This is a genomic window from Streptomyces sp. NBC_00829 (assembly GCF_045161795.1).
In the GTDB taxonomy this organism is placed as follows: domain Bacteria; phylum Actinomycetota; class Actinomycetes; order Streptomycetales; family Streptomycetaceae; genus Streptomyces.
This window is the reverse complement of the sequence record NZ_CP108867.1, coordinates 1,993,999-2,017,637: the sequence shown is the minus strand read 5'-3', so window position 1 is coordinate 2,017,637 and position 23,639 is coordinate 1,993,999. Positions and strand designations below refer to the sequence as shown.

The 23,639-nt window shown below is 69.2% G+C and carries 16 protein-coding genes; 13 read left to right on the top strand and 3 right to left on the bottom strand.

Going from position 1 to position 23,639, the window contains the following annotated elements:
- Positions 1–51 precede the first annotated feature (51 nt).
- Entirely contained in the window at positions 52–1,512 is a 1,461-nt protein-coding gene (locus tag OG293_RS08190; RefSeq protein ID WP_405998106.1) for a M1 family metallopeptidase, read from the top strand.
- Between the two features lie 166 nt (positions 1,513–1,678).
- Positions 1,679–3,169: a GTPase HflX gene (gene hflX, locus OG293_RS08185; RefSeq protein ID WP_405998105.1), complete on the top strand. Its 1,491-nt coding sequence runs from the start codon at positions 1,679–1,681 to the stop codon at positions 3,167–3,169.
- A gap of 224 nt (positions 3,170–3,393) precedes the next feature.
- Here hflX and OG293_RS08180 read toward each other — a convergent pair whose 3' ends face one another.
- The gene (locus tag OG293_RS08180) at positions 3,394–4,569 is read right to left on the bottom strand and encodes a trypsin-like serine peptidase (RefSeq protein WP_405998104.1); all 1,176 of its coding nucleotides are present in this window, start codon (positions 4,567–4,569) and stop codon (positions 3,394–3,396) included.
- 317 nt (positions 4,570–4,886) lie between these two features.
- On the opposite strand from OG293_RS08180, the gene OG293_RS08175 reads away from it, so the two are divergent.
- Genes OG293_RS08175 through OG293_RS08155 form a run of 5 tightly spaced genes read left to right on the top strand, consistent with a single transcriptional unit; the run spans position 4,887 to position 12,921 of the window.
- Positions 4,887–6,263 carry a diaminobutyrate--2-oxoglutarate transaminase family protein gene (locus tag OG293_RS08175; protein WP_405998103.1) on the top strand — a complete coding sequence of 459 codons (1,377 nt, stop codon included), beginning with the start codon at positions 4,887–4,889 and terminating at the stop codon, positions 6,261–6,263.
- A 26-nt stretch (positions 6,264–6,289) separates the two neighbouring features.
- Complete coding sequence (locus tag OG293_RS08170; protein WP_405998102.1) at positions 6,290–8,191, top strand: IucA/IucC family protein; 1,902 nt, start codon at positions 6,290–6,292, stop codon at positions 8,189–8,191.
- Positions 8,192–8,247: 56 nt separating this feature from the next.
- Positions 8,248–8,982, top strand: coding sequence for a GNAT family N-acetyltransferase (locus tag OG293_RS08165; protein ID WP_405998101.1), 735 nt, complete (start codon positions 8,248–8,250; stop codon positions 8,980–8,982).
- A 59-nt stretch (positions 8,983–9,041) separates the two neighbouring features.
- Complete coding sequence (locus tag OG293_RS08160; RefSeq protein ID WP_405998100.1) at positions 9,042–10,898, top strand: IucA/IucC family protein; 1,857 nt, start codon at positions 9,042–9,044, stop codon at positions 10,896–10,898.
- Between the two features lie 52 nt (positions 10,899–10,950).
- The gene (locus tag OG293_RS08155) at positions 10,951–12,921 is read left to right on the top strand and encodes an ATP-dependent DNA helicase (protein WP_405998099.1); all 1,971 of its coding nucleotides are present in this window, start codon (positions 10,951–10,953) and stop codon (positions 12,919–12,921) included.
- Positions 12,922–13,300: 379 nt separating this feature from the next.
- Here the strand turns inward: OG293_RS08155 and lexA are convergent, their stop codons facing one another.
- Positions 13,301–14,086, bottom strand: a complete 786-nt coding sequence (gene lexA, locus OG293_RS08150; protein WP_405998098.1) for a transcriptional repressor LexA — start codon at positions 14,084–14,086, stop codon at positions 13,301–13,303.
- Positions 14,087–14,739: 653 nt separating this feature from the next.
- Between lexA and nrdR the strand changes: the two genes are divergently transcribed.
- A complete protein-coding gene (gene nrdR, locus OG293_RS08145; protein WP_405998097.1) occupies positions 14,740–15,252 on the top strand; it encodes a transcriptional regulator NrdR in 513 nt (170 codons plus the stop codon).
- Positions 15,253–15,422: 170 nt separating this feature from the next.
- Positions 15,423–18,308 carry a vitamin B12-dependent ribonucleotide reductase gene (locus OG293_RS08140; protein ID WP_405998096.1) on the top strand — a complete coding sequence of 962 codons (2,886 nt, stop codon included), beginning with the start codon at positions 15,423–15,425 and terminating at the stop codon, positions 18,306–18,308.
- Between the two features lie 97 nt (positions 18,309–18,405).
- Here the strand turns inward: OG293_RS08140 and OG293_RS08135 are convergent, their stop codons facing one another.
- Positions 18,406–18,936, bottom strand: a complete 531-nt coding sequence (locus tag OG293_RS08135; RefSeq protein ID WP_405998095.1) for a TerD family protein — start codon at positions 18,934–18,936, stop codon at positions 18,406–18,408.
- Positions 18,937–19,135: 199 nt separating this feature from the next.
- On the opposite strand from OG293_RS08135, the gene OG293_RS08130 reads away from it, so the two are divergent.
- The 4 genes from OG293_RS08130 (at position 19,136) to OG293_RS08115 (ending at position 23,590) form a co-directional block, all read left to right on the top strand.
- Entirely contained in the window at positions 19,136–19,741 is a 606-nt protein-coding gene (locus OG293_RS08130; RefSeq protein WP_405998094.1) for a YdbC family protein, read from the top strand.
- Positions 19,742–19,957: 216 nt separating this feature from the next.
- Positions 19,958–20,617 (top strand): histidine phosphatase family protein, encoded by a 660-nt coding sequence (locus OG293_RS08125; RefSeq protein WP_405998093.1) that lies wholly within the window; start codon positions 19,958–19,960, stop codon positions 20,615–20,617.
- A 12-nt stretch (positions 20,618–20,629) separates the two neighbouring features.
- Positions 20,630–21,538, top strand: coding sequence for an ADP-ribosylglycohydrolase family protein (locus OG293_RS08120; RefSeq protein ID WP_405998092.1), 909 nt, complete (start codon positions 20,630–20,632; stop codon positions 21,536–21,538).
- A 321-nt stretch (positions 21,539–21,859) separates the two neighbouring features.
- On the top strand, positions 21,860–23,590 hold the full coding sequence (locus OG293_RS08115; protein ID WP_406003536.1) for a DUF4153 domain-containing protein: 1,731 nt from the start codon (positions 21,860–21,862) through the stop codon (positions 23,588–23,590).
- Positions 23,591–23,639: the final 49 nt, after the last annotated feature.

Sequence of the window (23,639 nt, the reverse complement as noted above, 5' to 3'; positions counted from 1 at the left end):
CGTGACGCGCGCCGTCACGGTCCTCGCCGGGCGCGCTGGTAGCGGTAAGGCATGCTGCTCACCTCTCGGCGCCTGCGTGCCGCCCTGTTGGCCGCCGCCTCGGCCTCACTCGTCGCCGCGGCCCTGCCCCCGCCCACCGCACTCGGCATCGGTGACTCCCTCTTCCCCCACCTGGGCAACCCCGGCTACGACGTCCAGGGCTACGACATCGCCCTCACCTACGGCGGCACCAACACCAAACCCCTCGACTCCGTCACCAAAATCGACGCCGTGGCGACGGAAGCACTGGACCGGATCAACCTCGATTTCACGCACGGCACCGTCCGTACGGTGGTGGTCAACGGCCGGCCCGCCCAGTTCACGACCGTAGGCGAGGATCTGGTGGTGGATCCGGAGACCGTCGTCGCACCGGGGACGGGGATGAGGATCACGGTCACCCACACCAGCGACCCGAACGGCCCCGCCGACGCCGGGGGCTGGGTGCGCACCCGGGACGGGCTCGCCATGGCGAACCAGGCCGACGCCGCACACCGGGTCTTCCCGTCCAACGACCACCCCGCCGACAAGGCGTACTTCACCTTCCGGATCACAGCGCCGAAGCAGTACACGGCGGTCGCCAACGGTGTGCGGACGGCCAGGGCCACGGTCGGCGCGACCTCCACCTGGGTGTACCGGACCAAGCACCCCATGGCCACCGAGCTCGCCCAGGTCTCGATCGGCCGCTCGTCCGTCCTCCGGCGCGAGGGGCCGGGCGGACTGCCCGTGCGCGATGTGGTGCCGACGGCGGACCGGAAGAAACTGGAGCCCTGGCTGAAGAAGACGCCTGCGCACCTGGAGTGGATGGAGCAGAAGGTCGGCCGCTTCCCCTTCGAGACGTACGGGGTGCTGATCGCCGACGCCAGCACAGGCTACGAGCTGGAGACCCAGACGCTGTCCCTCTTCGAGAAGCACATCTTCACCAGTGCGGTCTTCCCCGAGTGGTACATCGACTCGGTCATGGTGCACGAGCTGTCCCACCAGTGGTTCGGCGACAGCGTCACGCCCCGCACCTGGTCCGATCTGTGGCTGAACGAAGGGCATGCCACCTGGTACGAAGCAATGTACGCCGAGGAGATGGCCAAGCAGCCGCTCGAGACGCGGATGCGCGAGGCCTATAAGCGCTCCGACCAGTGGCGCGCGGCCGGCGGTCCGCCCGCAGCCCCGCAGCCGCCGGCACCGGGGAAGAAGATCAGCCTCTTCAGGCCGGTCGTGTACGACGGCAGCGCCCTGGTGCTCTACGCACTGCGGCAGACGATCGGGGCGGACGCCTTCGGGCAGCTGGAGCGGGCCTGGGTGCGGGAGTACCGGGACTCCACGGCCGGCACCGATGACTTCGCGGCGCTCGCCTCGCGGATCTCGGGGCACAATCTGTCGGAGTTCTTCCAGGAGTGGCTGTACGCGGCCAAGACACCGCCGATGCCGGGCCACCCGGACTGGCGCAGCACCGCAGCCAAGGCCCCCGCGGCCCGCTGAAACCCGGATGACGGCCCTGGCGGGAGCATGCGACCATCAACAGGTCGGCGACGTGGCCGGGACCGGACCCGAACGGGAATCATCCGGGGCTGTTACACGTTGTGACTGGTGTCGCCGGATTTCCGCCGGCACTCGTTTTCCCACTTCCGATCTACGTAAGGATCCAATGACCTCCTCTTCATCCCCTTCCCAGGACGAGCAGAGCTTCGCGGAGACGCGCACCGAGAGCCTTCGGGCCGATGCCCTGATGGAAGAGGACGTCGCCTGGAGCCACGAGATCGACGGAGAGCGGGACGGCGATCAGTTCGACCGCTCCGAGCGTGCCGCGCTGCGACGCGTGGCGGGCCTCTCCACCGAGCTCGAGGACGTCACCGAGGTCGAGTACCGGCAGCTGCGCCTGGAGCGTGTGGTGCTGGTGGGCGTATGGACCTCGGGGACGGTGCAGGACTCGGAGAACTCCCTCGCGGAGCTGGCCGCCCTCGCCGAGACGGCGGGCGCGCTGGTGCTCGACGGCGTGATTCAGCGCCGCGACAAGCCCGACCCGGCCACGTACATCGGCTCGGGCAAGGCTCAGGAGCTGCGGGACATCGTCCTCGAGACCGGAGCCGACACCGTCGTCTGCGACGGTGAGCTCAGCCCCGGCCAGCTCATCCACCTCGAAGACGTCGTCAAGGTCAAGGTGGTCGACCGGACCGCCCTGATTCTCGACATCTTCGCCCAGCACGCCAAGTCCCGAGAGGGCAAGGCGCAGGTCGCGCTGGCGCAGATGCAGTACATGCTGCCCAGGCTCCGTGGCTGGGGTCAGTCCCTGTCCCGGCAGATGGGTGGCGGCGGCGGTGGCGGCATGGCCACCCGTGGTCCCGGTGAGACCAAGATCGAGACGGACCGTCGCAGGATCCGCGAGAAGATGGCGAAGATGCGCCGGGAGATCGCGGAGATGAAGACGGGCCGCGAGATCAAGCGCCAGGAGCGCCGGCGCAACAAGGTGCCCTCGGTCGCCATCGCCGGCTACACCAACGCGGGCAAGTCCTCGTTGCTCAACCGCCTCACCGGCGCCGGTGTTCTGGTGGAGAACGCACTGTTCGCCACCCTGGACCCCACCGTCCGCCGGGCCGAGACGCCCAGCGGCCGGCTCTACACCCTCGCCGACACCGTCGGATTCGTACGGCATCTGCCGCACCACCTCGTCGAGGCGTTCCGTTCCACCATGGAGGAGGTCGGGCACTCCGACCTGATCCTGCATGTCGTGGACGGGGCGCACCCCGCGCCGGAGGAGCAGCTGGCCGCCGTGCGCGAGGTGATCCGTGACGTCGGCGCGACGAACGTCCCCGAGATCGTCGTGATCAACAAGGCGGACGCGGCCGATCCGCTCGTCCTGCAGCGGCTGCTGCGGATCGAGCGCCACGCGATCGCGGTATCGGCGCGGACAGGCCAGGGCATCGACGAGCTGCTCACCCTGATCGATGTCGAACTGCCGAGGCCCGAGGTCGAGATCGAGGTCCTCGTGCCGTACACCCAGGGCGGGCTGGTCTCGCGGGTGCATGCCGAGGGTGAGGTTCTCTCCGAGGAGCACACCACCGAGGGCACGCTGCTCAAAGCCCGGGTGCACGAGGAACTGGCCGCGGCGCTTGCGCCCTATGTTCCGGTGACTCGCTGATCGCGCACGTACCGCAAGGGCAACGGCCCGGCCCCTCCTCGTGAGGGGGCGGGCCGCCGGCGTCGTACGGGCGGCTTACCGGCCCGCGAACTTGTCACTGATGCCACCGTCCATCACGAGGAAGAAATACACGGGTCCGCAGCCGTGAGCCCCTGTGTCCTTCACCCTCGACCGAGTGGGTTCCCAGCGGGCCGTGAGCGCCCTGCCGGAATACCACGACCGGATCACTGGTTGGCGAACCTCTTGCTGACCGCGTCGTAGACACCCTTGGCCTCTTCGCCGAGGCGGGGTCCGGCCAGCCAGCCGGCCGTGGAGGGGCCGATGGAGGTGTTGGAGACCAGAGCCGGCTTGCCGTCCTGGCCCTTGGCCACCCAGCCGCCGCCGGAGGAACCGGCGGTCATGGTGCAGCCGATGCGGTACATGGTCGGCTGGTTGGTCTCGATGGACAGACGGCCCGGCTTGTCGGCGCACTGGAACAGCTTCTCGCCGGCGTACGGCGCCGCCGCCGGATAGCCGGTGGCGGTCATCCTGGCGATCTGCGGCACGGCCGGGGCGTTGAAGTCGACCGGTAGCGCCGAACCGACTGTCTCCTCAAGGGACTTGCCAGTGCCGCCCTTCTCGGGGGTGACATGGACCACCGCGAAGTCGTACGGGCTGCCCTGGCCACCGGTCGCCAAGCCCTGGGAGATCCACTGCTCCGAGGTCCTGGCCCAGTCGCCCCACCACACGCCGTAGGGCATCACCTCTTCCCTGGGCGCGTTATTCAGCTCGGATTTGGACCTGGCACCGTCGTTGTACGAGGGCACGAAGACGATGTTGCGGTACCAGCCGCCCTTCTTGCCCGCGTGAACGCAGTGGCCGGCGGTCCACACGAGGTTGGACTTGCCGGGGTGGGCCGGGTCCTTCACGACCGTGGCCGAGCAAGTCATCGTGCCCGAGGGGCCGTCGAAGAGGAGCCTCCCGGCCTCGGCAGCGTTCGAGTGGTACGGAGCGTTCACGGCCTGGGCGTTGACCGGTGCGGGCGTCGGGTCCGTCCTACCCTTGTCGCCCGATATGTCATGGTCGACAGGCTTCTTCGGAGGCTTCTTGGCGTCGCGCATCCGGTCCGGGTTCCACAGGCCCTCGATGATCGGGTTGACGAAGTCCCGGGCCTCCCGCAGCCACTTGTCCTTGTCCCAGTTCTTCCACTCGCCGTTCTTCCACTTGTCCATGTCGATCCCGTGCTCTTTGAGCCGTTCCTTGAGATCGTCCGGGATAGTGATCTTCTGATCGGCGGACTCGCTGGCAGCAGCGCTCGGTTTGTCGCCCGTGTTGTCTTTGCTCAGACCGCAGGCGGTGGCAGCCAGCGCCAGCGCGGCGGCTATGGAAGCCGCTGCCAGCCTCGGGCGAATAAGTCGCATGTCGTGATCCCCCTGGAACTTCTGTCCTTCTGATCCGTCAAAACTGCAAGAACTGCAGGAAACCTACAAAGACGTTGCTCGCCCGGCGGTGGAGTTCGAGCCGGAGCGCGGCCCCACCATGCCGGTGCCGATGGGGACGGCTCGCACCAGATCCGCGGTTCGCCCGGCGCAAGGATCCTCCGATTGCCCGTGATCCCCGGCGCCCGGCGTCGTTGGTACGTACGGGATACGCAAGGTCAGTGTTCAGCCCGGCCGGACGGCCTGCCGATGCTGTACCGATGTGCAACGCAACTGTTACAGCGGGAGGACCAACAGCCGTGGCCGTGACCGAACCTGCGCCGGTGGCTCCGCCGTCCGCGTACGAAGGGATCCTGCGTCGGCAGTCACTGCGCGAGTCCGCGGCCCGTACCTACGCGCGCTCGCTGCCCATCGTTCCCGTACGCGCGCGCGGGCTCACGATCGAGGGAGCGGACGGCCGTCGCTACCTCGACTGCCTTTCGGGAGCCGGGACTCTGGCCCTCGGGCACAACCATCCCGTGGTGCTCGAAGCGATCAGGAAGGTGATCGACTCAGGCGCGCCGCTGCATGTCCTCGACCTCGCCACACCCGTCAAGGACGCGTTCACCACGGAGCTGTTCGCCACACTGCCACGGCAGTTGGCCGACGACGCCCGGATCCAGTTCTGCGGGCCGGCCGGTACCGATGCCGTCGAAGCCGCCCTCAAACTCGTCCGCGCGGCGACCGGTCGCACCGGCCTCCTCGCCTTCACCGGCGCGTACCATGGCATGACGGCCGGAGCGCTCGCCGCGTCCGGCGGCGCCACCGACGTCCGAGTGACCCGGCTGCCCTATCCGCACGACTACCGCTGCCCCTTCGGGATCGGCGGCGACCGGGGAGCAGAACTCGGCGCCCGCTGGACCGAGAGTCTGCTCGACGACGTCAAGAGCGGCGTACCCACACCGGGCGGCATGATCATTGAACCGGTGCAGGGAGAGGGCGGAGTGATCCCGGCCCCCGACCTCTGGATGCGCCGGATGCGCGAGATCACCGCTGCCCGCTCCATTCCTCTGATCGCCGACGAGGTCCAGACGGGCGTCGGACGGACCGGCACCTTCTGGGCGGTCGAGCACAGCGGAGTCGTGCCCGATGTGATGGTCCTTTCCAAGGCGATCGGCGGTTCCCTTCCCCTGGCGGTGATCGTCTACCGGTCGGGGCTCGACCTCTGGCAGCCGGGTGCCCATGCCGGGACCTTCCGCGGCAACCAGCTCGCGATGGCGGCCGGCGCGGCCACCCTTGCCTTCGTACGGGAGAACCGGCTCGCCGACCGCGCCGCGACACTTGGCGCACGCATGCTGGGACACCTCCAGGGGCTGGCCGCGGCCCACTCCAGCATCGGGGACGTACGTGGGCGCGGCCTCATGATCGGCGTCGAACTGGTCGACCTCGACGCCGCGTCGCCGGACGCCCTCGTCCCGCCTCCGGCCGCCGCTCTCGCCGCCGCCGTCCAGCAGGAGTGCCTCGCCCGCGGGCTCATCGTCGAGCTCGGTGGCCGGCACTCCGGTGTCGTACGACTGCTTCCTCCCCTCACCCTCACCGACGAACAGGCCGTGGCCGTCCTCGACCGCTTCGCCGACGCGCTCGCCGCCGCCGAACTCTCCATGCACCGCCGCACCGACAGCGGGCAGTCCCACTGACCCGGACACATCACAAGGAAGTCCCCGTGAACTCCACTCCCGCACCCGATGCGCCCGAGGCCGACGGCCGTTCCACCGCTGACCACCGAGGACAGGGCGGTCTGCGCGGCCCCCTCGCGGGCGGGGCGACGACGGTGCCGCGCCAACAGACCGGGGGCCAGGGCGAACAGCACATCCCCGCCGCGATCCCGTCCGTGGCAATCGGCGCGGCCGAACTCCTCGACCACCCGGATCCGCAGCGCGCCGCGGCCGCCGCAGCCGTCGAGAGCCTGCTCCGCTGCTGGGTACGGGAGAACAATCTCGCCCAGCCCGACCACCCCGTCCTGCGGATCCCGCTGCACGCCAGCGGCACAGCCCTGCTCGTCCCCGTCCGCTACTGGTCGGCCTGCGGCTGGCACCGCTTCGGCCCGCCCGCGCTGGAGGGAGGGCTGCCCGACGCTCCCGCGGCCGACGCGGTCACCGTCGGGGCCCTCCTCGTCCGGGAGGCGGGCCAGAGGGAGGGCGCAGATCTGGTCGGCCGGATCGCCGACTCCGTACGCCGCACCGCCGAATTCATCAGCGAACGCCGCGCACGCCCCGAGCCCGATCCCGAGGCCGACCTCTTCCTCACCGCCGAGCAGTCGCTTCTGCTCGGCCACCCGCTGCATCCCACACCCAAGAGTCGCGAAGGGCTCTCCGACGCCGAAGTCCAACTCTATTCACCGGAGTTGTACGGAGCCTTCCCTCTCCACTGGATGGCCGTCGACCGGTCCGTGCTCGCCACCGATTCGGCCTGGACCGAGCAAGGGCGCACCGTGCCGGCCGAGAAGCTCACCGCCCGCCTCTGCGACGGCCTCCGCCTTCCCGAGCACACCGTCCCGCTGCCGCTGCACCCGTGGCAGGCACGCGATCTGGGTCACCGTCCGGTCGTGGCCGCACTCCTCGACGCAGGCCTTCTCCATGACCTCGGTCCCTACGGCGACCTCTGGTACCCCACCTCCTCGGTCCGTACCGTGCACCGGCCCGGCGCCCCGGCCATGCTCAAGCTCTCGCTCGGCGTACGCATCACCAACTCGCGTCGCGAAAACCTCCGCAAGGAACTCCACCGCGGCGTGGAGGTGCACAGGCTCCTCCGCACCGGACTCGCCGAGCAGTGGCAGTCCGCACACCCTGGATTCGACATCGTGCGCGACCCCGCCTGGCTCGCTGTCGACGCCGCTGACGGCGAACCCCTGCCGGGACTCGACGTCATGCTCCGGCACAACCCCTTCGGCCTCGGGGACGACGCCGTCTGCATCGCGGGACTGACTGCTCCCCGCCCCTGGCCGCGTCGCACCGGCATGCACTCGCGCCTTGCCGACATCGTGGCCCGGCTCTCGGCGCGCACCGGCCGTCCGACCGGCGCGGTCGCGGCCGAGTGGTTCCTGCGCTACCTCGACCACGTCGTACGACCGGTGCTCTGGCTGGACGCCACGGCAGGTATCGCACTCGAAGCCCACCAGCAGAACACTCTGGTGATCCTCGATCCCCAGGGCTGGCCCGTCGGCGGCCGATACCGCGACAACCAGGGCTACTACTTCCGCGAGTCCCGTCGCGCCGAGTTGGAGCGCCGCCTGCCCGGCATCGGCTCCGCCAGCGACACCTTCGTCTCCGACGACGTCACCGACGAGCGCTTCGCCTACTACCTCGCCATCAACAACGTCTTCGGGCTGATCGGAGCCTTCGGCGCACAACGCCTCGCCGACGAACGCGTACTCATCGCCGCCTTCCGGCAGTTCCTCTCCGCAACCGCAGACCTCGGCTCGCCCCTGCCCGCGCAACTCCTCGACGCTCCCACACTGCGCTCCAAGGCAAATCTCCTCACCCGGCTGCGCGGCCTCGACGAGCTCGTCGGCCCGGTCGACACCCAGTCCGTCTACGTCACCATCACCAACCCCCTTCGTCCCTGAGACGCCACTCCCGAGAGACGGCACACACGACCGACCTGTGAGAGGAGAACGCCACTGTGCCTCCCACCGACGCGAGTACCGACACCGGAGCCGGTCCCACACACCAGCTCGCCGGAAGCGTCGAGGACACCCTGGATCTGCGGCTCCCCGAAGAACTCCTCGCCCTCTTCCGCGAGGACGAGCCCTCGGACGGCCCCGCGGACGCGGACACAGCCGTCGGTGATCTGCTGGGTGCTCCCGCCGACTGGGGGCCCGCCACCAGCCCTGCCGGCGCACTCCACCTTGTCCCCGTACGTATCGAGCGCGACCTGGCGCTCATCAGCCGCTGGATGAACGACCCTGCCGTGGCCGCCTTCTGGAAGCTGGCGGGCCCCGACCTTGTCACCGCCGCCCATCTGCGCGCCCAACTCGACGGAGACGGCCGCAGCGTGCCCTGCCTCGGTGTCCTCGACGGCATCCCCATGAGCTACTTCGAGCTCTACCGCGCCGACCTCGACCCGCTCGCCCGGCACTATCCGGCCCGTCCTCATGACATCGGAATTCACCTCCTCATCGGCGGCGTCGCCGACCGCGGCCGCGGTGTCGGCTCGGCCCTCCTGCGAGCCGTCGCCGACCTCGTGCTCGGCAACCGCCCCCGGTGCGCCCGCGTCATCGCGGAACCCGACCTGCGCAACACCCCCTCCGTGTCCGCCTTTCTGAGTGCCGGCTTCCGCTTCTCCGCCGAAGTCGACCTCCCCGACAAGCGAGCTGCCCTCATGGTCCGCGATCGCGCGCTTCGCAACCTGCTGTGAACAACCCGCCGCCTGACATACACCGCTTGAGCCGCATCGGTTCCACCCGAGGAGTCCCCGTGCCGAAGTCCCCTGCCGCTCACGACTCCGAACAGCCGCACGCGGTCCCATTCACCCCGCCGGGGCTGAACCCACAGTCCTGGAACCGGGCGGCGGGCCGCCTCCTCGCCAAGATGATCGGCGAGTTCGCCTACGAAGGGATCATCGAGCCGGTCCTCGCCCCTGCCCCCGCCCCCAGCCAGGCGGGCGATGCCCCTCGGACCAGGAACAGCGGGCACTACACCCTCACCCTCGACGACGGTCGCACCCTGTCCTTCCAAGCCCGGCGCGGGGCGTACGGAAGCTGGTTCGTCGATCCGGACTCAGTCGAGGAAGAGGACGGCCACCGGCTCGCCGACCCGCTCGCCTTCCTCGTGCGTGCCCGCCGCCGGCTCGCCGTCGACGGCGCCACCCTTGGCCACCTCCTCCGCGAACTGACCACCACCCTCGTCTCCGACACCGGCTTCGTGCACGACGCGCTGACCGCGCCCGAGCTCGCCGACCTGGGCTATGCCGAACTCGAAGGCCACCAGACCGGCCACCCCTGGATCGTTCTCAACAAAGGCCGCATCGGCTTCTCCGTCACGGACACCGCCCGATGGTCGCCCGAAGCGCGCAGGCCGACTCGGCTCCCGTGGATCGCTGTCAGCTCCACCCTTGCCGCCTACCGAGGAGTCGCACACCTCGCGGGCCCGGATGATCTATACAGCCGTGAGCTGGACGCATCCGTGCGCGCAACGTTCGCGGACACGCTGCGCGCCAGAGGCCTCGACCCGGCCACCTTTCTCTTTCTCCCGGTGCACCCGTGGCAGTGGGACGAAGTACTTCTTCCCCTCTACGCCCCCGCTGTCGCACGGGGGGACATCGTCCCGCTCCCCACCGACGGTGACCTCCGCCTGCCTCAGCAGTCCATCCGCACCTTCGTGAACCTGGACCGAGCAGACCGCCACACCGTCAAACTGCCGCTGTCCATCCTCAACACCCTCGTCTGGCGCGGCCTGCCCACCGAACGCACCCTCGCCGCCCCCGCCGTCACCTCCTGGGTCCAGGGACTGCGAGACTCCGACCCGTTTCTGCGCGATGAGTGCCGCGTGATCCTTCTCGGGGAGGTCGCGTCGGTCACCGTCGAGCACCCGCTGTACGACCACCTTCCCGAGGTGCCGTACCAGTACAAGGAGCTCCTCGGCGCGATCTGGCGCGAGCCGCTCGAACCCTGTCTCGCGCCGGGCGAGCGGGCCCGCACCCTGGCGTCCCTGCTGCACGTCGACCCCGACGGCCGCGCGTTCACCGCCGAACTGATCGGCCGCTCGGGGCTCACCCCCACGGTCTGGCTCCAGCGGCTCTTCGCGGCGCTGCTCCCGCCGTTGCTGCGCTTCCTCTACCGCTACGGAACGGTTTTCTCCCCGCACGGCGAGAACGCCATCGTGGTCTACGACGACCAGGACGTACCGGTGCGTCTGGCGATCAAGGACTTCGTCGACGACGTCAACGTGAGCGCCCGATCACTTCCGGAACACGGCTCCATGCCCGACGATGTGCGCCGCACCCTCCTCACCGAGGAGCCCGCCTTCCTCACCCAGTTCATCCACTCCGGGCTCTTCGTCGGTGTCTTCCGCTTCCTGGCAGCCCTGTGCGAAGAGCAGCTGGACGTGCCGGAGGAGCGATTCTTCTCGCTCGTACGGGCCGAGATCCTCCGGCACCAGGCGCGCTTTCCGCAGCTCAAGGAGCGCTACGAAATGTTCGACCTCCTTACTCCGGAGATCGAGCGCCTCTGCCTCAATCGCAACCGGCTGCATCTCGACGGGTACCGTGACCGCCCCGACCGCCCGCACGCCGCGGTCCACGGCATGGTCCCCAATCCGCTGAGTCCGTCCTGATGAACCCATCTGTGATCGCGTTGTCAGTGGCGCCCCGTAGGGTGGTCGGGCTATGACGAAGCCATCCCTCCCCGATCTCCTCCATGCCGCCGTCACCGCCGTCGGCGGCGTGGAACGGCCTGGCCAGGTCACCATGGCCGAGGCCGTCGCCGAAGCGGTCGACGACAATTCCCATCTGCTCGTCCAGGCCGGCACCGGCACCGGAAAGTCTCTCGGCTATCTGGTTCCTGCCCTGGCGCACGGCGAGCGGGTCGTCGTCGCCACGGCGACCCTTGCCCTGCAGCGCCAGCTCGTGGAGCGTGACCTTCCGCGCACGGTCGAGGCGCTGCATCCGCTGCTGCGCCGGCGGCCTGAGTTCGCCATGCTCAAGGGGCGCTCCAACTACCTCTGCCTGCACCGCCTGCACGAAGGTGTGCCGCAGGAAGAGGAGGACGGTCTTTTCGACCCGTTCGAGGCCGCCGCGCCCACCAGCAAGCTCGGCAAGGACCTGCTGCGGATGCGCGACTGGGCCGATGAGACCGAGACGGGGGACCGGGACGATCTCACGCCGGGCGTCTCCGACCGGGCCTGGGCGCAGATCTCCGTCTCCTCCCGGGAGTGCCTCGGGGCGACGAAGTGCGCGTACGGCGCGGAGTGCTTCGCCGAAGCGGCCCGGGAGCGAGCCAAGCTCGCCGATGTCGTTGTCACCAACCACGCGCTGCTGGCGATCGACGCCATCGAGGGCGCCCCGGTGCTCCCCCAGCACGAAGTGCTGATCGTCGACGAGGCCCATGAGCTGGTCTCCCGGGTCACCGGCGTCGCCACCGGCGAGCTCACCCCTGGCCAGGTCAACCGCGCAGTCCGCCGTGCCGCCAAGCTCGTCAACGAAAAGGCCGCGGACGCTCTTCAGACAGCTTCCGAGACGTTCGAGCGGCTCATGGAGCTGGCGCTGCCCGGTCGCCTGGAAGAGATCCCAGAGGATCTCGGATACGCCCTGATGGCACTGCGTGATGCGGCCCGTACGGTCATCTCCGCGCTCGGCAGCACACGCGACAAGTCGGTGCAGGACGAGGACGCCGTGCGCAAGCAGGCCCTCGCCTCCGTCGAGAACATCCATGACGTGGCCGAACGGATCACGCAAGGCTCCGAGTACGACGTTGTCTGGTACGAACGGCACGACCGCTTCGGCGCTTCCCTGCGGGTGGCACCGCTCTCCGTGTCCGGCCTGCTGCGCGAGAAGCTCTTTTCGGAGCGCTCGGTGGTGCTGACTTCGGCCACGCTCAAGCTGGGCGGCGACTTCAACGGCGTCGGGGCCTCGCTCGGGCTCGCGCCCGAAGGCACCGCGGGCGACGACCTTCCCCAGTGGAAGGGGCTCGACGTCGGATCTCCCTTCGACTACCCGAAGCAGGGCATCCTCTATGTCGCCCGCCAGCTCGCGACGCCGGGCCGTGAGGGCTCGCGCGGCGACATGATGGATGAGCTCGCCGAGCTGGTGGAGGCGGCCGGCGGCCGCACGCTCGGTCTCTTCTCCTCGATGCGTGGCGCGCAGGCGGCGGCCGAAGAACTGCGGGGCCGACTCGACAAGCCGATCCTGCTCCAGGGCGAGGAGACCCTGGGCGAGTTGATCAAGTCCTTCGCCGCCGATCCGGAGACCTGCCTGTTCGGCACGCTGTCGCTGTGGCAGGGCGTGGATGTGCCGGGTCCCAGCTGTCAGCTGGTGGTGATGGACAGGATCCCGTTCCCACGGCCCGACGATCCGCTGATGAGTGCGCGCCAGAAGGCGGTGGAGGAGGCGGGCGGCAATGGCTTCATGGCTGTCGCAGCGACCCATGCCGCCTTGCTGCTGGCCCAGGGCGCGGGCCGACTCGTACGCGCCACAGGAGACCGGGGCGTCGTGGCCGTACTCGACCCGCGGTTGGCCAATGCCCGGTACGGAAGCTATCTGCGTGCCTCGTTGCCCGACTTCTGGTACACCACGGACCGCAATCAGGTGCGACGCTCGCTGGCCGCGATCGACGCCTCGGCCAAGGCGGACGGCAAGTAGCTCGTGCTGGCCCGGCGCCATGCCCCCGGGCACGGGTGGCCGGGCCCAGGCACGGTGTCAAGCACCGCGGTCCCCGGCGCACGATGTCCGGGGGACAGCGCCGCCTCCTGGTTGAGGAGGCAAGGCCACCCCAGACGGTCGGGTCACGCCGGACGGTCGGGTCACGCCGGACGGTCGGGACACGCCGGACGGTCGGGACACCCCGGACGGTCGGGACACCCCGGACGGTCGGGACACCCCGGACGGTCGGGACACCCCGGACGGTCGGGACACCCCGGACGGTCGGGACACCCCGGACGGTCGGCCGGCTGGCCGGGACGTGGTTGGGCCCCGGGACCGGCGCAGTGGGTCCCGGGGCCCGGTCAGAGCCGACGGGTTGTCACACCCGCCGCAGAACCGCCACCACCTTGCCGAGGATGGTCGCCTCATCGCCGGGAATGGGCTGGTAGGCAGCGTTGTGCGGGAGAAGCCACACATGGCCGTTCTCCCGCTTGAAGCGTTTAACGGTGGCCTCGCCGTCGAGCATCGCGGCCACGATGTCGCCGTTCTCCGCAACAGGCTGGCGGCGTACCGTCACCCAGTCGCCGTCGCAGATCGCGGCCTCGATCATTGAGTCGCCGACGACCTTCAGTACGAACAGCTCGCCGTCGCCGACCAGCTGGCGGGGGAGCGGGAACACATCCTCGACCGACTCCTCGGCGAGGATCGGGCCACCGGCCGCGATCCGGCCGACGAGCGGCACATATGAGGCGGCAGGCTTGCCGCTCGTGTCGGTCGGCTGTGTGCTCGGCTGGTCGGAACCGCGAACCTCGTACGCCCTGGGCCGGTGCGGATCCCGACGCAGGAAGCCCTTGCGCTCCAGAGCCATGAGCTGGTGCGCCACGGAAGAAGTGCTGGACAGTCCGACCGCTTGGCCGATCTCGCGCATCGACGGGGGGTATCCCCGACGCTGCACGGAGTCACGGATCACCTCGATAACGCGCCGCTGCCGATCCGTGAGACCTGAGCTGTCGGCCCGGATCCCTGGAGGTCGGCCGGGCAGCGAACGAGTGGGCTTGGGCCCCTCGGAGTTCGTGGCTGCGTCATTCATGGCATGCACCGGCTCGAATCGGTTCTGGGAGCGGTCCTGGGCAGTGATGGTGGCACTGTCTGCGGTGGTGGTCACGTCGGCCCCTCTCGAATGGTCTCCCTAGCTGGACAACGGTAGTGGGTTTCGAAAGGTTGCGCCAAACACACGTTCGAGTGAAAAATCGCAGATTCCCTGACGTGGGCGTCTGGCTGGGTGTATGTGCGAACGATTGGCCTGAGCGGCAATTCGTGCCATACCGGCGCTTCGCCGCCGAGGTGCAAGGGGGCGGGGTACTTCCCAGTCTTGCACTCGGGGGCCCGGAATCCAGGGACCCGCGGGTTTCCCGTAGTCTCGTGGCCGGTTCCCCGATGTCGTCACGGCCTTTCCGTGCCCGTTCGCGCGCCCTTCCCGAGGTCGCCCCGCGCCGGTCCTGAGCCCGCCCGCTATCGGCTCCCGTGGTGGCACTGGTGTCGTCCCGGGTCCTTCCGCGCCGCCGCCGATGGTGCGGGTGTCACGGCCCGCACGCGCCCGCATGCCTGCTGTGAGCGGGTGCCGCCGCACGACACGCGCTGCGAGCAGAAAACGCCGGCGAACCCCAGATCTAGTGGTTGGATTGTGCCCGCCGCCCAGCAGTTGTGGTCCCCGGTCCTCCAAGACCGTGGCCATCGCCTATGCTTGGGGCTGCTTCCAGGGGCCCCGTCGGGCCCGTCGAGGCTATTCCGTCGTGCTGTGAAGGAGGGTTGGGAATCATGCACTGCCCCTTCTGCAGGCACCCCGACAGCCGTGTCGTCGACAGTCGCACCACGGATGACGGAACGTCGATCCGGCGGCGCCGGCAGTGTCCCGACTGCTCCCGCCGCTTCACGACGGTGGAAACCGCCTCACTGATGGTGATCAAACGCAGTGGAGTGACGGAACCCTTCAGTCGTACCAAGGTCATCTCCGGCGTGCGCAAGGCGTGCCAGGGACGGCCGGTCACGGAGGACGCCCTCGCCAAGCTCGGCCAGCGGGTCGAGGAAGCAGTGCGCGCCACCGGCAGCGCCGAGCTGACCACCCATGACGTGGGTCTGGCCATACTCGGCCCCCTGCAGGAACTCGACCTCGTCGCTTACCTGCGCTTCGCGTCCGTGTACCGGGCTTTCGACTCACTCGAAGACTTCGAGGCCGCCATCGCGGAGCTCCGCGAGCAACGGCCTCCCACAGAGGAATGCGGGACCGGCGAGACCCTTGAGGTCCCCGTGCCCGCCACCGCCGCCGACTGAGCGACAGCTCGCGAGCGACTCGGCCGCCCCAGGGGCCCGCCGATCGCCGACAGGGGCGGCACAAGACCTGTCACGGGCGCCGCGAGCGGCGTCCGCGGCATCAGAACAGAACTGTGCCACGGGAAGATCTGGGCACTTCAGGGCGTTTTTGCCCATGTATGGGAGGCGGCATGACAGAGACGGCGAGCGGCCCTGCACGAGGTTCCCGAGCCAAGGGAACCAAGGCGAGCAAGGGTCTGCGTATCGAGCGAATCCACACCACCCCCGGCGTGCATCCGTACGACGAGGTGGTCTGGGAGCGCCGTGACGTCGTCATGACCAACTGGCGCGACGGCTCGGTCAACTTCGAGCAGCGTGGCGTCGAGTTCCCCGACTTCTGGTCGGTGAACGCGGTCAACATCGTCACCAGCAAGTACTTCCGCGGGGCCGTCGGCACCCCGCAGCGCGAGACCGGTCTCAAGCAGCTGATCGACCGGATCGTGAAGACGTACCGGAAGGCCGGCGAGGACTACAGCTACTTCGTCTCGCCCGCCGACGCCGAGATCTTCGAGCACGAGCTGGCGTACGCCCTCCTGCACCAGATCTTCAGCTTCAACTCGCCGGTGTGGTTCAACGTCGGCACGCCCCAGCCGCAGCAGGTCTCCGCCTGCTTCATCCTGGCCGTCGACGACTCCATGGAGTCGATCCTCGACTGGTACAAGGAAGAGGGCATGATCTTCAAGGGCGGTTCGGGCGCCGGCCTGAACCTCTCCCGGATCCGCTCCTCCAAGGAACTGCTCTCCTCCGGCGGCAACGCCTCCGGACCCGTCTCCTTCATGCGCGGCGCCGACGCGTCCGCAGGAACGATCAAGTCGGGCGGCGCCACCCGCCGCGCGGCGAAGATGGTCATCCTCGACGTCGACCACCCCGACATCGAGGGCTTCATCGAGACCAAGGTCAAGGAGGAGGAGAAGATCCGCGCCCTGCGCGACGCGGGCTTCGACATGGATCTGGGCGGCGACGACATCACGTCGGTCCAGTACCAGAACGCCAACAACTCGGTCCGCGTGAACGACGAGTTCATGAAGGCCGTCGAGTCCGGCTCCACGTTCGGCCTGCGTGCCCGGATGACCGGCGAGGTCATCGAGGAGGTCGACGCCAAGTCGCTCTTCCGCAAGATGGCCGAGGCAGCCTGGGCCTGCGCCGACCCCGGCATCCAGTACGACGACACCATCAACCACTGGCACACCTGCCCGGAGTCCGGCCGGATCAACGGCTCGAACCCGTGCAGCGAGTACATGCACCTGGACAACACCTCGTGCAACCTCGCCTCGCTCAACCTCATGAAGTTCCTGAAGGACGACGGCGAGGGCCACCAGTCCTTCGATGTCGACCGCTTCTCCAAGGTCGTCGAGCTGGTCATCACGGCGATGGACATCTCCATCTGCTTCGCCGACTTCCCGACCCAGAAGATCGGCGAGAACACCCGCGCGTTCCGCCAGCTGGGCATTGGCTACGCCAACCTCGGCGCCCTGCTGATGGCGACGGGTCACGCGTACGACTCGGACGGCGGCCGCGCGCTCGCCGGCGCCATCACCTCGCTGATGACGGGTACGTCGTACAAGCGCTCCGCCGAACTCGCCGCGGTCGTCGGCCCGTACGACGGCTACGCCCGCAACGCCGCGCCGCACAAGCGCGTCATGAAGCAGCACGCCGACGCCAACAGCGCGGCCGTCCACATGGACGACCTGGACTCGCCGGTCTGGGCCGCCGCCACTGAGGCGTGGCAGGACGTGATCCGTCTCGGCGAGAAGAACGGTTTCCGTAACTCCCAGGCATCGGTCATCGCCCCCACCGGCACCATCGGTCTCGCGATGTCCTGCGACACCACCGGTCTGGAGCCCGACCTCGCCCTGGTCAAGTTCAAGAAGCTCGTCGGCGGCGGCTCGATGCAGATCGTCAACGGCACGGTGCCGCAGGCGCTGCGCCGCCTCGGCTACCAGCCGGAGCAGATCGAAGCGGTCGTCGCCCACATCGCCGAGAACGGCAATGTGATCGACGCCCCCGGCCTGAAGACCGAGCACTACGAGGTCTTCGACTGCGCCATGGGCGAGCGCTCCATCTCCGCGATGGGCCACGTCCGCATGATGGCGGCCATCCAGCCGTGGATCTCGGGCGCGCTGTCCAAGACGGTCAACATGCCGGAGTCGGCGACCGTCGAAGAGGTCGAGGAGATCTACTTCGAGGCGTGGAAGATGGGCGTCAAGGCGCTCGCGATCTACCGCGACAACTGCAAGGTCGGCCAGCCCCTCTCCGCCAAGACCAAGGACAAGGAGAAGGCCGAGGTCACCGTGAAGGCCGAGGAGACGATCCGGGCCGCGGTCGAGAAGGTCGTCGAGTACCGTCCCGTCCGCAAGCGTCTCCCCAAGGGCCGTCCGGGTATCACCACCTCCTTCACCGTGGGCGGCGCCGAGGGCTACATGACCGCCAACTCCTACCCGGACGACGGTCTCGGCGAGGTCTTCCTGAAGATGTCGAAGCAGGGCTCGACCCTCGCGGGCATGATGGACGCCTTCTCGATCGCCGTCTCGGTCGGTCTGCAGTACGGCGTCCCGCTGGAGACGTACGTCTCGAAGTTCACCAACATGCGCTTCGAGCCTGCCGGTATGACGGATGACCCGGACGTGCGGATGGCGCAGTCGATCGTCGACTACATCTTCCGCCGCCTGGCGCTGGACTTCCTGCCCTTCGAGACGCGCTCCGCGCTCGGCATCCACTCGGCCGACGAGCGTCAGCGTCACCTGGAGACCGGTTCGTACGAGCCGTCCGACGAGGACATGGACGTCGAGGGTCTGGCCCAGTCCGCCCCGCGTCAGATGGAGGCCCCGAAGGCCGTCGTCGCCCCGAAGGCGGAGGTTCCGGCTCCGCAGCAGGCGCACACCTCGGCGGAGCTCGTCGAGATGCAGCTGGGCATCAGCGCTGACGCGCCGCTGTGTTTCTCCTGCGGGACGAAGATGCAGCGGGCCGGCTCCTGCTACATCTGCGAGGGATGCGGCTCGACCAGCGGCTGCAGCTGACACTGGGCGCCGTCCAGGCGTGAATCACAGCTGACGAAGGGGACCGGCCATCGGCCGGTCCCCTTCGTCGTGCGGTCACTCAGGGGTGGTGGCCGGGTCAGTAAGTACTGCTCCCCATCAGCGAGACGAAGGACTGCGGGTCGGCGTCGAATCCTCGGACGGCGCTGTGGAACTGCCAGTCGCCCGCTTCGCTCCTGACGAACTCGCCCACGACCGCGGCGGTGGATCCCGGGACCTCGGCGAAGTCGCTCTGCCCCAGCTCGGTGTGTCCTTCGAGAATCCGGACGAGGGTGTTCGTGATGTCGGCGAAGACCCTCCGTCCGTCCCGCTGCTGGATGACCACGCCGACGACGACGCGCCCGTAGGAGCCCGCCAGGCGGTCGAACTCCAGGGTCATGACCTCGTCGGAGCCGAAGCCCTGACCGGTCTTGCTGTCCCTGACGAGAAGGATCGTGCCGTCCGGTGACCGGCTGTCGAAATGCACGACATACGCCGGTTCGCCGTGCCGGTCGTCCGCCGGGTACGTCGCGGCCACGATGTCGAGATCGTGGGCGGGCTCACCCAAGGGGCTCGGATCCCACCGGAGCGTGACCTCCGCCTTCCGGACTCCCTTGTTGAGACTGCTCACCAGATTCCCCTTCCCCGTGATGACGCACAACTCCCGGACGGTGCACGCCGGTTGCCCATGCTTTCACGCCCGCGGCGCGCACCGGGGCCGTACGCGGTCGGAATCGGCCTGGACTCCTGCGGCACGGGAGAACATCTACGCATGCACTCACTCGGCAGGAGAGTGACGGGGGCCACGTTCCGCGCCGTACGATGGCGCGGTGCTGGTCAAGTGGATTCGCTGCACCGTGATGGACCGTCGTGGGTTCGAGCGGGGACAGCGGAAGTGGGCGGGGCTGCTGGGTGAGCCGGGGTTTCGGGGACAGGGTGGCGGGTGGAGCAGAGGGAGGCCGCATGTCGCGCATGTCTTCGCCTTTTGGGAGAGCAGGGCGTTCTACGACTCGTTCATGGCGCGCTCGCACGACCGACTTGCATCCGGTCAGGCCGGTACGTACAAGGACATGCAGGTCAAGCTGTTCGACTACCGCTTCGATGTGAAGACGGGGTTCGAGCCGCGGTTCACGGACGCCGATGTCGTACGGGTCGCGCACTGCCAGGTGCGTGAGGACCGGGTCGAGCACTATGCCCTGATGCAGGAGAAGGTGTGGAATCCGGCGATGGCCGGGTCGCCGGGGATGGTGCGTGGGCTGTTCGGGGAGGCGCCGGGAAGTGAGTTTCTGGTGATGTCGATGTGGCAGTCGGCGGCGGAACACGGAAAGTACCGCCGAGAGCGCGTGGAGCGGCTGCTGCTGCGCGCGCAGACGGAGGCGGACGTGTCGGCGCTGGCCGGTGACGTGGTGCAGCTCGAGCCGAGCTGGACGGTGTGAATCCGGCCGCCTGGTCCGCCGACCATCCGGGGCTGAGTTGCTGCTGACGCGCTGCCGAGGGGCCGGCGAGATCTTTCCCGTCCCCGGGGACGAGCCGGGGCCCGCGGGCGAGGGCGGGTCGCCCGTCCTGCCGTGGAGCGCCTCTCACCAGGGGATACGCCGGACGGGCCCGTCCCGGGTGCTCGGCCGGGTTCGGACCGATCTACTGTTCATGTCATGGCACGACCGCGACGCATCGTTCTCGTCCGGCACGGCGAGTCGGAGGGAAACGCCGATGACACCGTGTACGAGCGCGAGCCCGACCATGCGCTGCGACTGACACCGAGGGGCTTGACACAGGCCGAGGAAACCGGCGTGCGGCTCCGCGAGCTGTTCGGCCAGGAGCGCGTCAGCGTCTACGTCTCGCCCTATCGCCGCACCCACGAGACCTTCCGCGCCTTCGGGCTCGATCCCGAACGGGTACGGGTCCGGGAGGAGCCGCGGCTGCGGGAGCAGGACTGGGGAAACTGGCAGGACAGGGATGACGTGCGGCTGCAGAAGGCCTACCGGGATGCCTACGGCCACTTCTTCTACCGCTTCGCCCAGGGGGAGTCGGGAGCGGATGTGTACGACCGGGTCGGATCCTTCCTGGAGAGCCTCTACCGCAGCTTCGAGTCGCCGGACCATCCGCCGAACGTGCTCCTGGTGACGCACGGACTGACCATGCGCCTCTTCTGTATGCGCTGGTTCCACTGGTCGGTCGCCGACTTCGAATCGCTCGCCAATCCGGGCAATGCCGAGACCCGGACGCTTGAACTGGCTCAGAACGGCCGCTACGCCCTTGACCGGCCGTTCGAGCGGTGGCGCACCCCCGAGCCGTACGGCGTCACCGGATAGAGTGGCAGGAAGATGACCGTTGAGTCCTCTCGCGACCGGCGCTTCGAACGCGCCCTGGACAGCCTGCGCGGACTGTCCGTGGGAGACGCCCTGGGCTCCCAGTTCTTCGTTCCCTCGAACTATCCCCTGCTGAAGCGGCGCGAGCTGCCGACGGGTGCCTGGCAGTGGACCGACGACACCGAGATGGCCTGCTCGGTGCTCTCCGTGCTCATGGCTCATGACCGAGTGGACCAGGACGCGCTGGCACAGTCCTTCGCCGAGCACCATGACTTCGACCGGGGCTACGGACCTGCCGTCAACCGTATGCTCCGGCTGATCAGAGAGGGCGGGGACTGGCGTGAACTCGCCGCCGCTCTCTTCAAGGGCCAGGGATCGTGGGGCAACGGCTCCGCAATGCGGATCGCGCCGCTCGGCGCCTGGTACGCCTCCGATCCGGAGCAGGCCACGCACCAGGCCGAGATCTCCTCGTACACCACCCATCAGCACCGCGAGGCGGTGGTGGGCTCCATGGCCGTGGCCGCCGCCGCCGCGCTGGCCGCGAATCCGGCAGGCCCTCCGGACCCTGCGGAGCTGCTCGACGGTGTCGTCGCGCTCGTACCGCGCAGCGCCGTGGGAGCCGGACTTCGCCGGGCGCGGGACATGCTCGACTACGGCGACGCCGGGACCGTCGCCGCGGTCCTGGGCAGCGGTCGGCGCACCAGCGCGCACGACACGGTGCCGTTCGCGCTGTGGTCAGCGGCCCGTTCGCTCGGCGACTTCGAGCAGGCGTTCTGGACGACCGCCCAGGTGGGCGGGGATGTCGACACGACCTGCGCGATCGTCGGCGGAGTGGTCGCGGCGGGCAAGGGGGGACAGCCTCCTGCAGCATGGCTCGATCAGACGGAGGCGCTCCCGGACTGGTTGCCTGAACAGGCTCGTTGAGCTCTCCGCGCCCGGCCGCGGTCGACCGAGCACGGGCAGCCCCGGGCAGGTGCACGGCTGCGCCGACTCCGAACGTGATGGTCCCGAGTCCGCCGCGGATGCTTCGGAGTCCGGACCGGACATGGAGGAGTGTCCGGGCGTGGCGGTCCGAAGGAGGCGCCGGGCAGTCCCATGGTCACGGTCCGGACTCGGGCCCGCATCCGACTCACCGCGCCCTGGCCTCGCCGCTAATCTGTCCGTCACGCTCCGCCGAGCTGATCATGCCGGGCGCGGGCTCGGACGAGACACCGGTCGTACGCCCGCCTTCCCGGCCGACGCGCGATCCGGTCGGGAGGGGGTCCCGTGTCAGACGTACGATCCACCGAGCCGCCTGCCGATCCCGGTGGCGGTGTTGGTCGGAGACCGCAGCTGCCCGAGCCGTCCCGGGCGCCGGAGGATCTGTGGAAGCCGCCGCCCGCGCAGCTGCGCAAGTCCGGTGAACCGGGGGCGCGGCTCGCAGAGATACGTCCGGCCCCGCCCGCCCAAGTACCCGCGGCCACGCTCTGGTCGGCCCTGGCCGCGGCCCTGCTCAGCACGCTGCTGCTGGGCGACGGTCTGGGCCTGAATCTGCTGATCGTGACGGTGCCCGTGGCCCTTGCCGCGTACTTTGCCGCCCGGCCGGCGGGCCGCCGGCCACGCGCCTGGACGCTTGTCTGGGCCGTAGGCGGAACGGCTCTGCTCGGTGTGCCGGCGCTGAGGGATGCGGGCTGGCCGACCTTCCTCGCTGTCCTCGGAGCGCTCTTCGCCGGGTCGCTCGCGCTGCACGGCGGCCGCACCTGGCCCGGTGTCCTTCTCGGCTCGATCGGGATTCTGGACTCCCTTGCGACGGGGATGGCCTGGGGATGGCGGGGGGTACGCGAGCGGGCAGGCAGCTCGCGTACCCGCTGGGGCACCGCGGTGCGGACGACCGCGGTCGCCGCTGTGCTGCTGATCGTGTTCGGCGCGCTGTTCGCCGGAGCGGACGCGGCCTTCGCGGATCTGCTCGGCGGACTGATTCCGGACATCTCGATCGCCGACGGGCCCTGGCGCCTCTTCCTCTTCGGTCTCGGTCTCGTCGGCACGCTCGCCGCAGCCCACACAGCGGCCGCTCCACTGCGCTGGGACCGGCTCGCCGTGCGCCCCGGCCGGGCCCGCGCACGCTGGGAGTGGGCGCCGCCCCTCATCGTGCTCGATCTGCTCTTCGCCGCCTTCATCGCCGTCCAGCTCGCGGTGCTTTTCGGTGGCTACGACAAGGTGCTTCGGGAGACCGGGCTGACCCACGCCGAGTATGCGCGCCAGGGCTTCTGGCAGCTGCTCTGGGCGACGGTGCTCACCCTCCTGGTGATCGGGCTCGCGCTGCGTTGGGCTCCGCGCGGCACTGCGGGCGACCGCGCCCTTGTGCGCACGGTGCTGGGCACCCTGTGTCTGCTCACTCTGGTCGTGGTGGCGTCGGCTCTGCGCCGGATGGATCTGTACGTCGACGCCTACGGGCTGACGCGCCTGCGGACGTCGGTGGCGGCCATGGAGCTGTGGCTCGGCCTGGTGATCCTTCTGATCATGGCTGCCGGGGTCTTCGGAGTGAAATGGCTGCCCCGCGCGGTCGCCGCGAGCGCTGCTGGGGCCGTGCTTGTCTTCGGCGTGCTCTCACCGGACGGGATGGTCGCCGAGCGGAACGTGGAGCGCTATCAGCGCACGGGAAAGATCGACGTCGGCTACTTCCAGGAGCTGTCCGCGGATGCCGTCCCGGCCCTGGACAGGCTGCCCGAGCCGCTGCGCTCCTGCGCGCTGGCGGGCATCGCGAAGAACCTCGCCGACGAGGACAAGCCCTGGTATGCGACCAGTTGGGGCGAGTCACGGGCCCGAAGGATCCTCGCGGACAGGAAGGCCGACACCTTCGGATACGCGTGTGCCGACGACGGGGTGTCCGGTGAGCGCGACGAGTACGACGGATTCGGCGAGTTCGACGACCCCGGTCAGGACGGTGAGATCAGGCCGTACGACTCCGGGAACCAGGGTCCTTACGAGATGCCCTAGCTGCCCGACGAAAGGGGACGGGCCGCAACCCCCGTGCGCGGCCCGTCCC

Coding starts and splice junctions, on each gene's coding strand:
- OG293_RS08125 (WP_405998093.1), top strand. CDS start 19,958: ATGGCACGACCGCGACGCATCGTTCTCGTCCGGCACGGCGAGTCGGAG.
- OG293_RS08180 (WP_405998104.1), bottom strand. CDS start 4,569: ATGCGACTTATTCGCCCGAGGCTGGCAGCGGCTTCCATAGCCGCCGCG.
- OG293_RS08140 (WP_405998096.1), top strand. CDS start 15,423: ATGACAGAGACGGCGAGCGGCCCTGCACGAGGTTCCCGAGCCAAGGGA.
- OG293_RS08155 (WP_405998099.1), top strand. CDS start 10,951: ATGACGAAGCCATCCCTCCCCGATCTCCTCCATGCCGCCGTCACCGCC.
- OG293_RS08120 (WP_405998092.1), top strand. CDS start 20,630: ATGACCGTTGAGTCCTCTCGCGACCGGCGCTTCGAACGCGCCCTGGAC.
- OG293_RS08190 (WP_405998106.1), top strand. CDS start 52: ATGCTGCTCACCTCTCGGCGCCTGCGTGCCGCCCTGTTGGCCGCCGCC.
- nrdR (WP_405998097.1), top strand. CDS start 14,740: ATGCACTGCCCCTTCTGCAGGCACCCCGACAGCCGTGTCGTCGACAGT.
- hflX (WP_405998105.1), top strand. CDS start 1,679: ATGACCTCCTCTTCATCCCCTTCCCAGGACGAGCAGAGCTTCGCGGAG.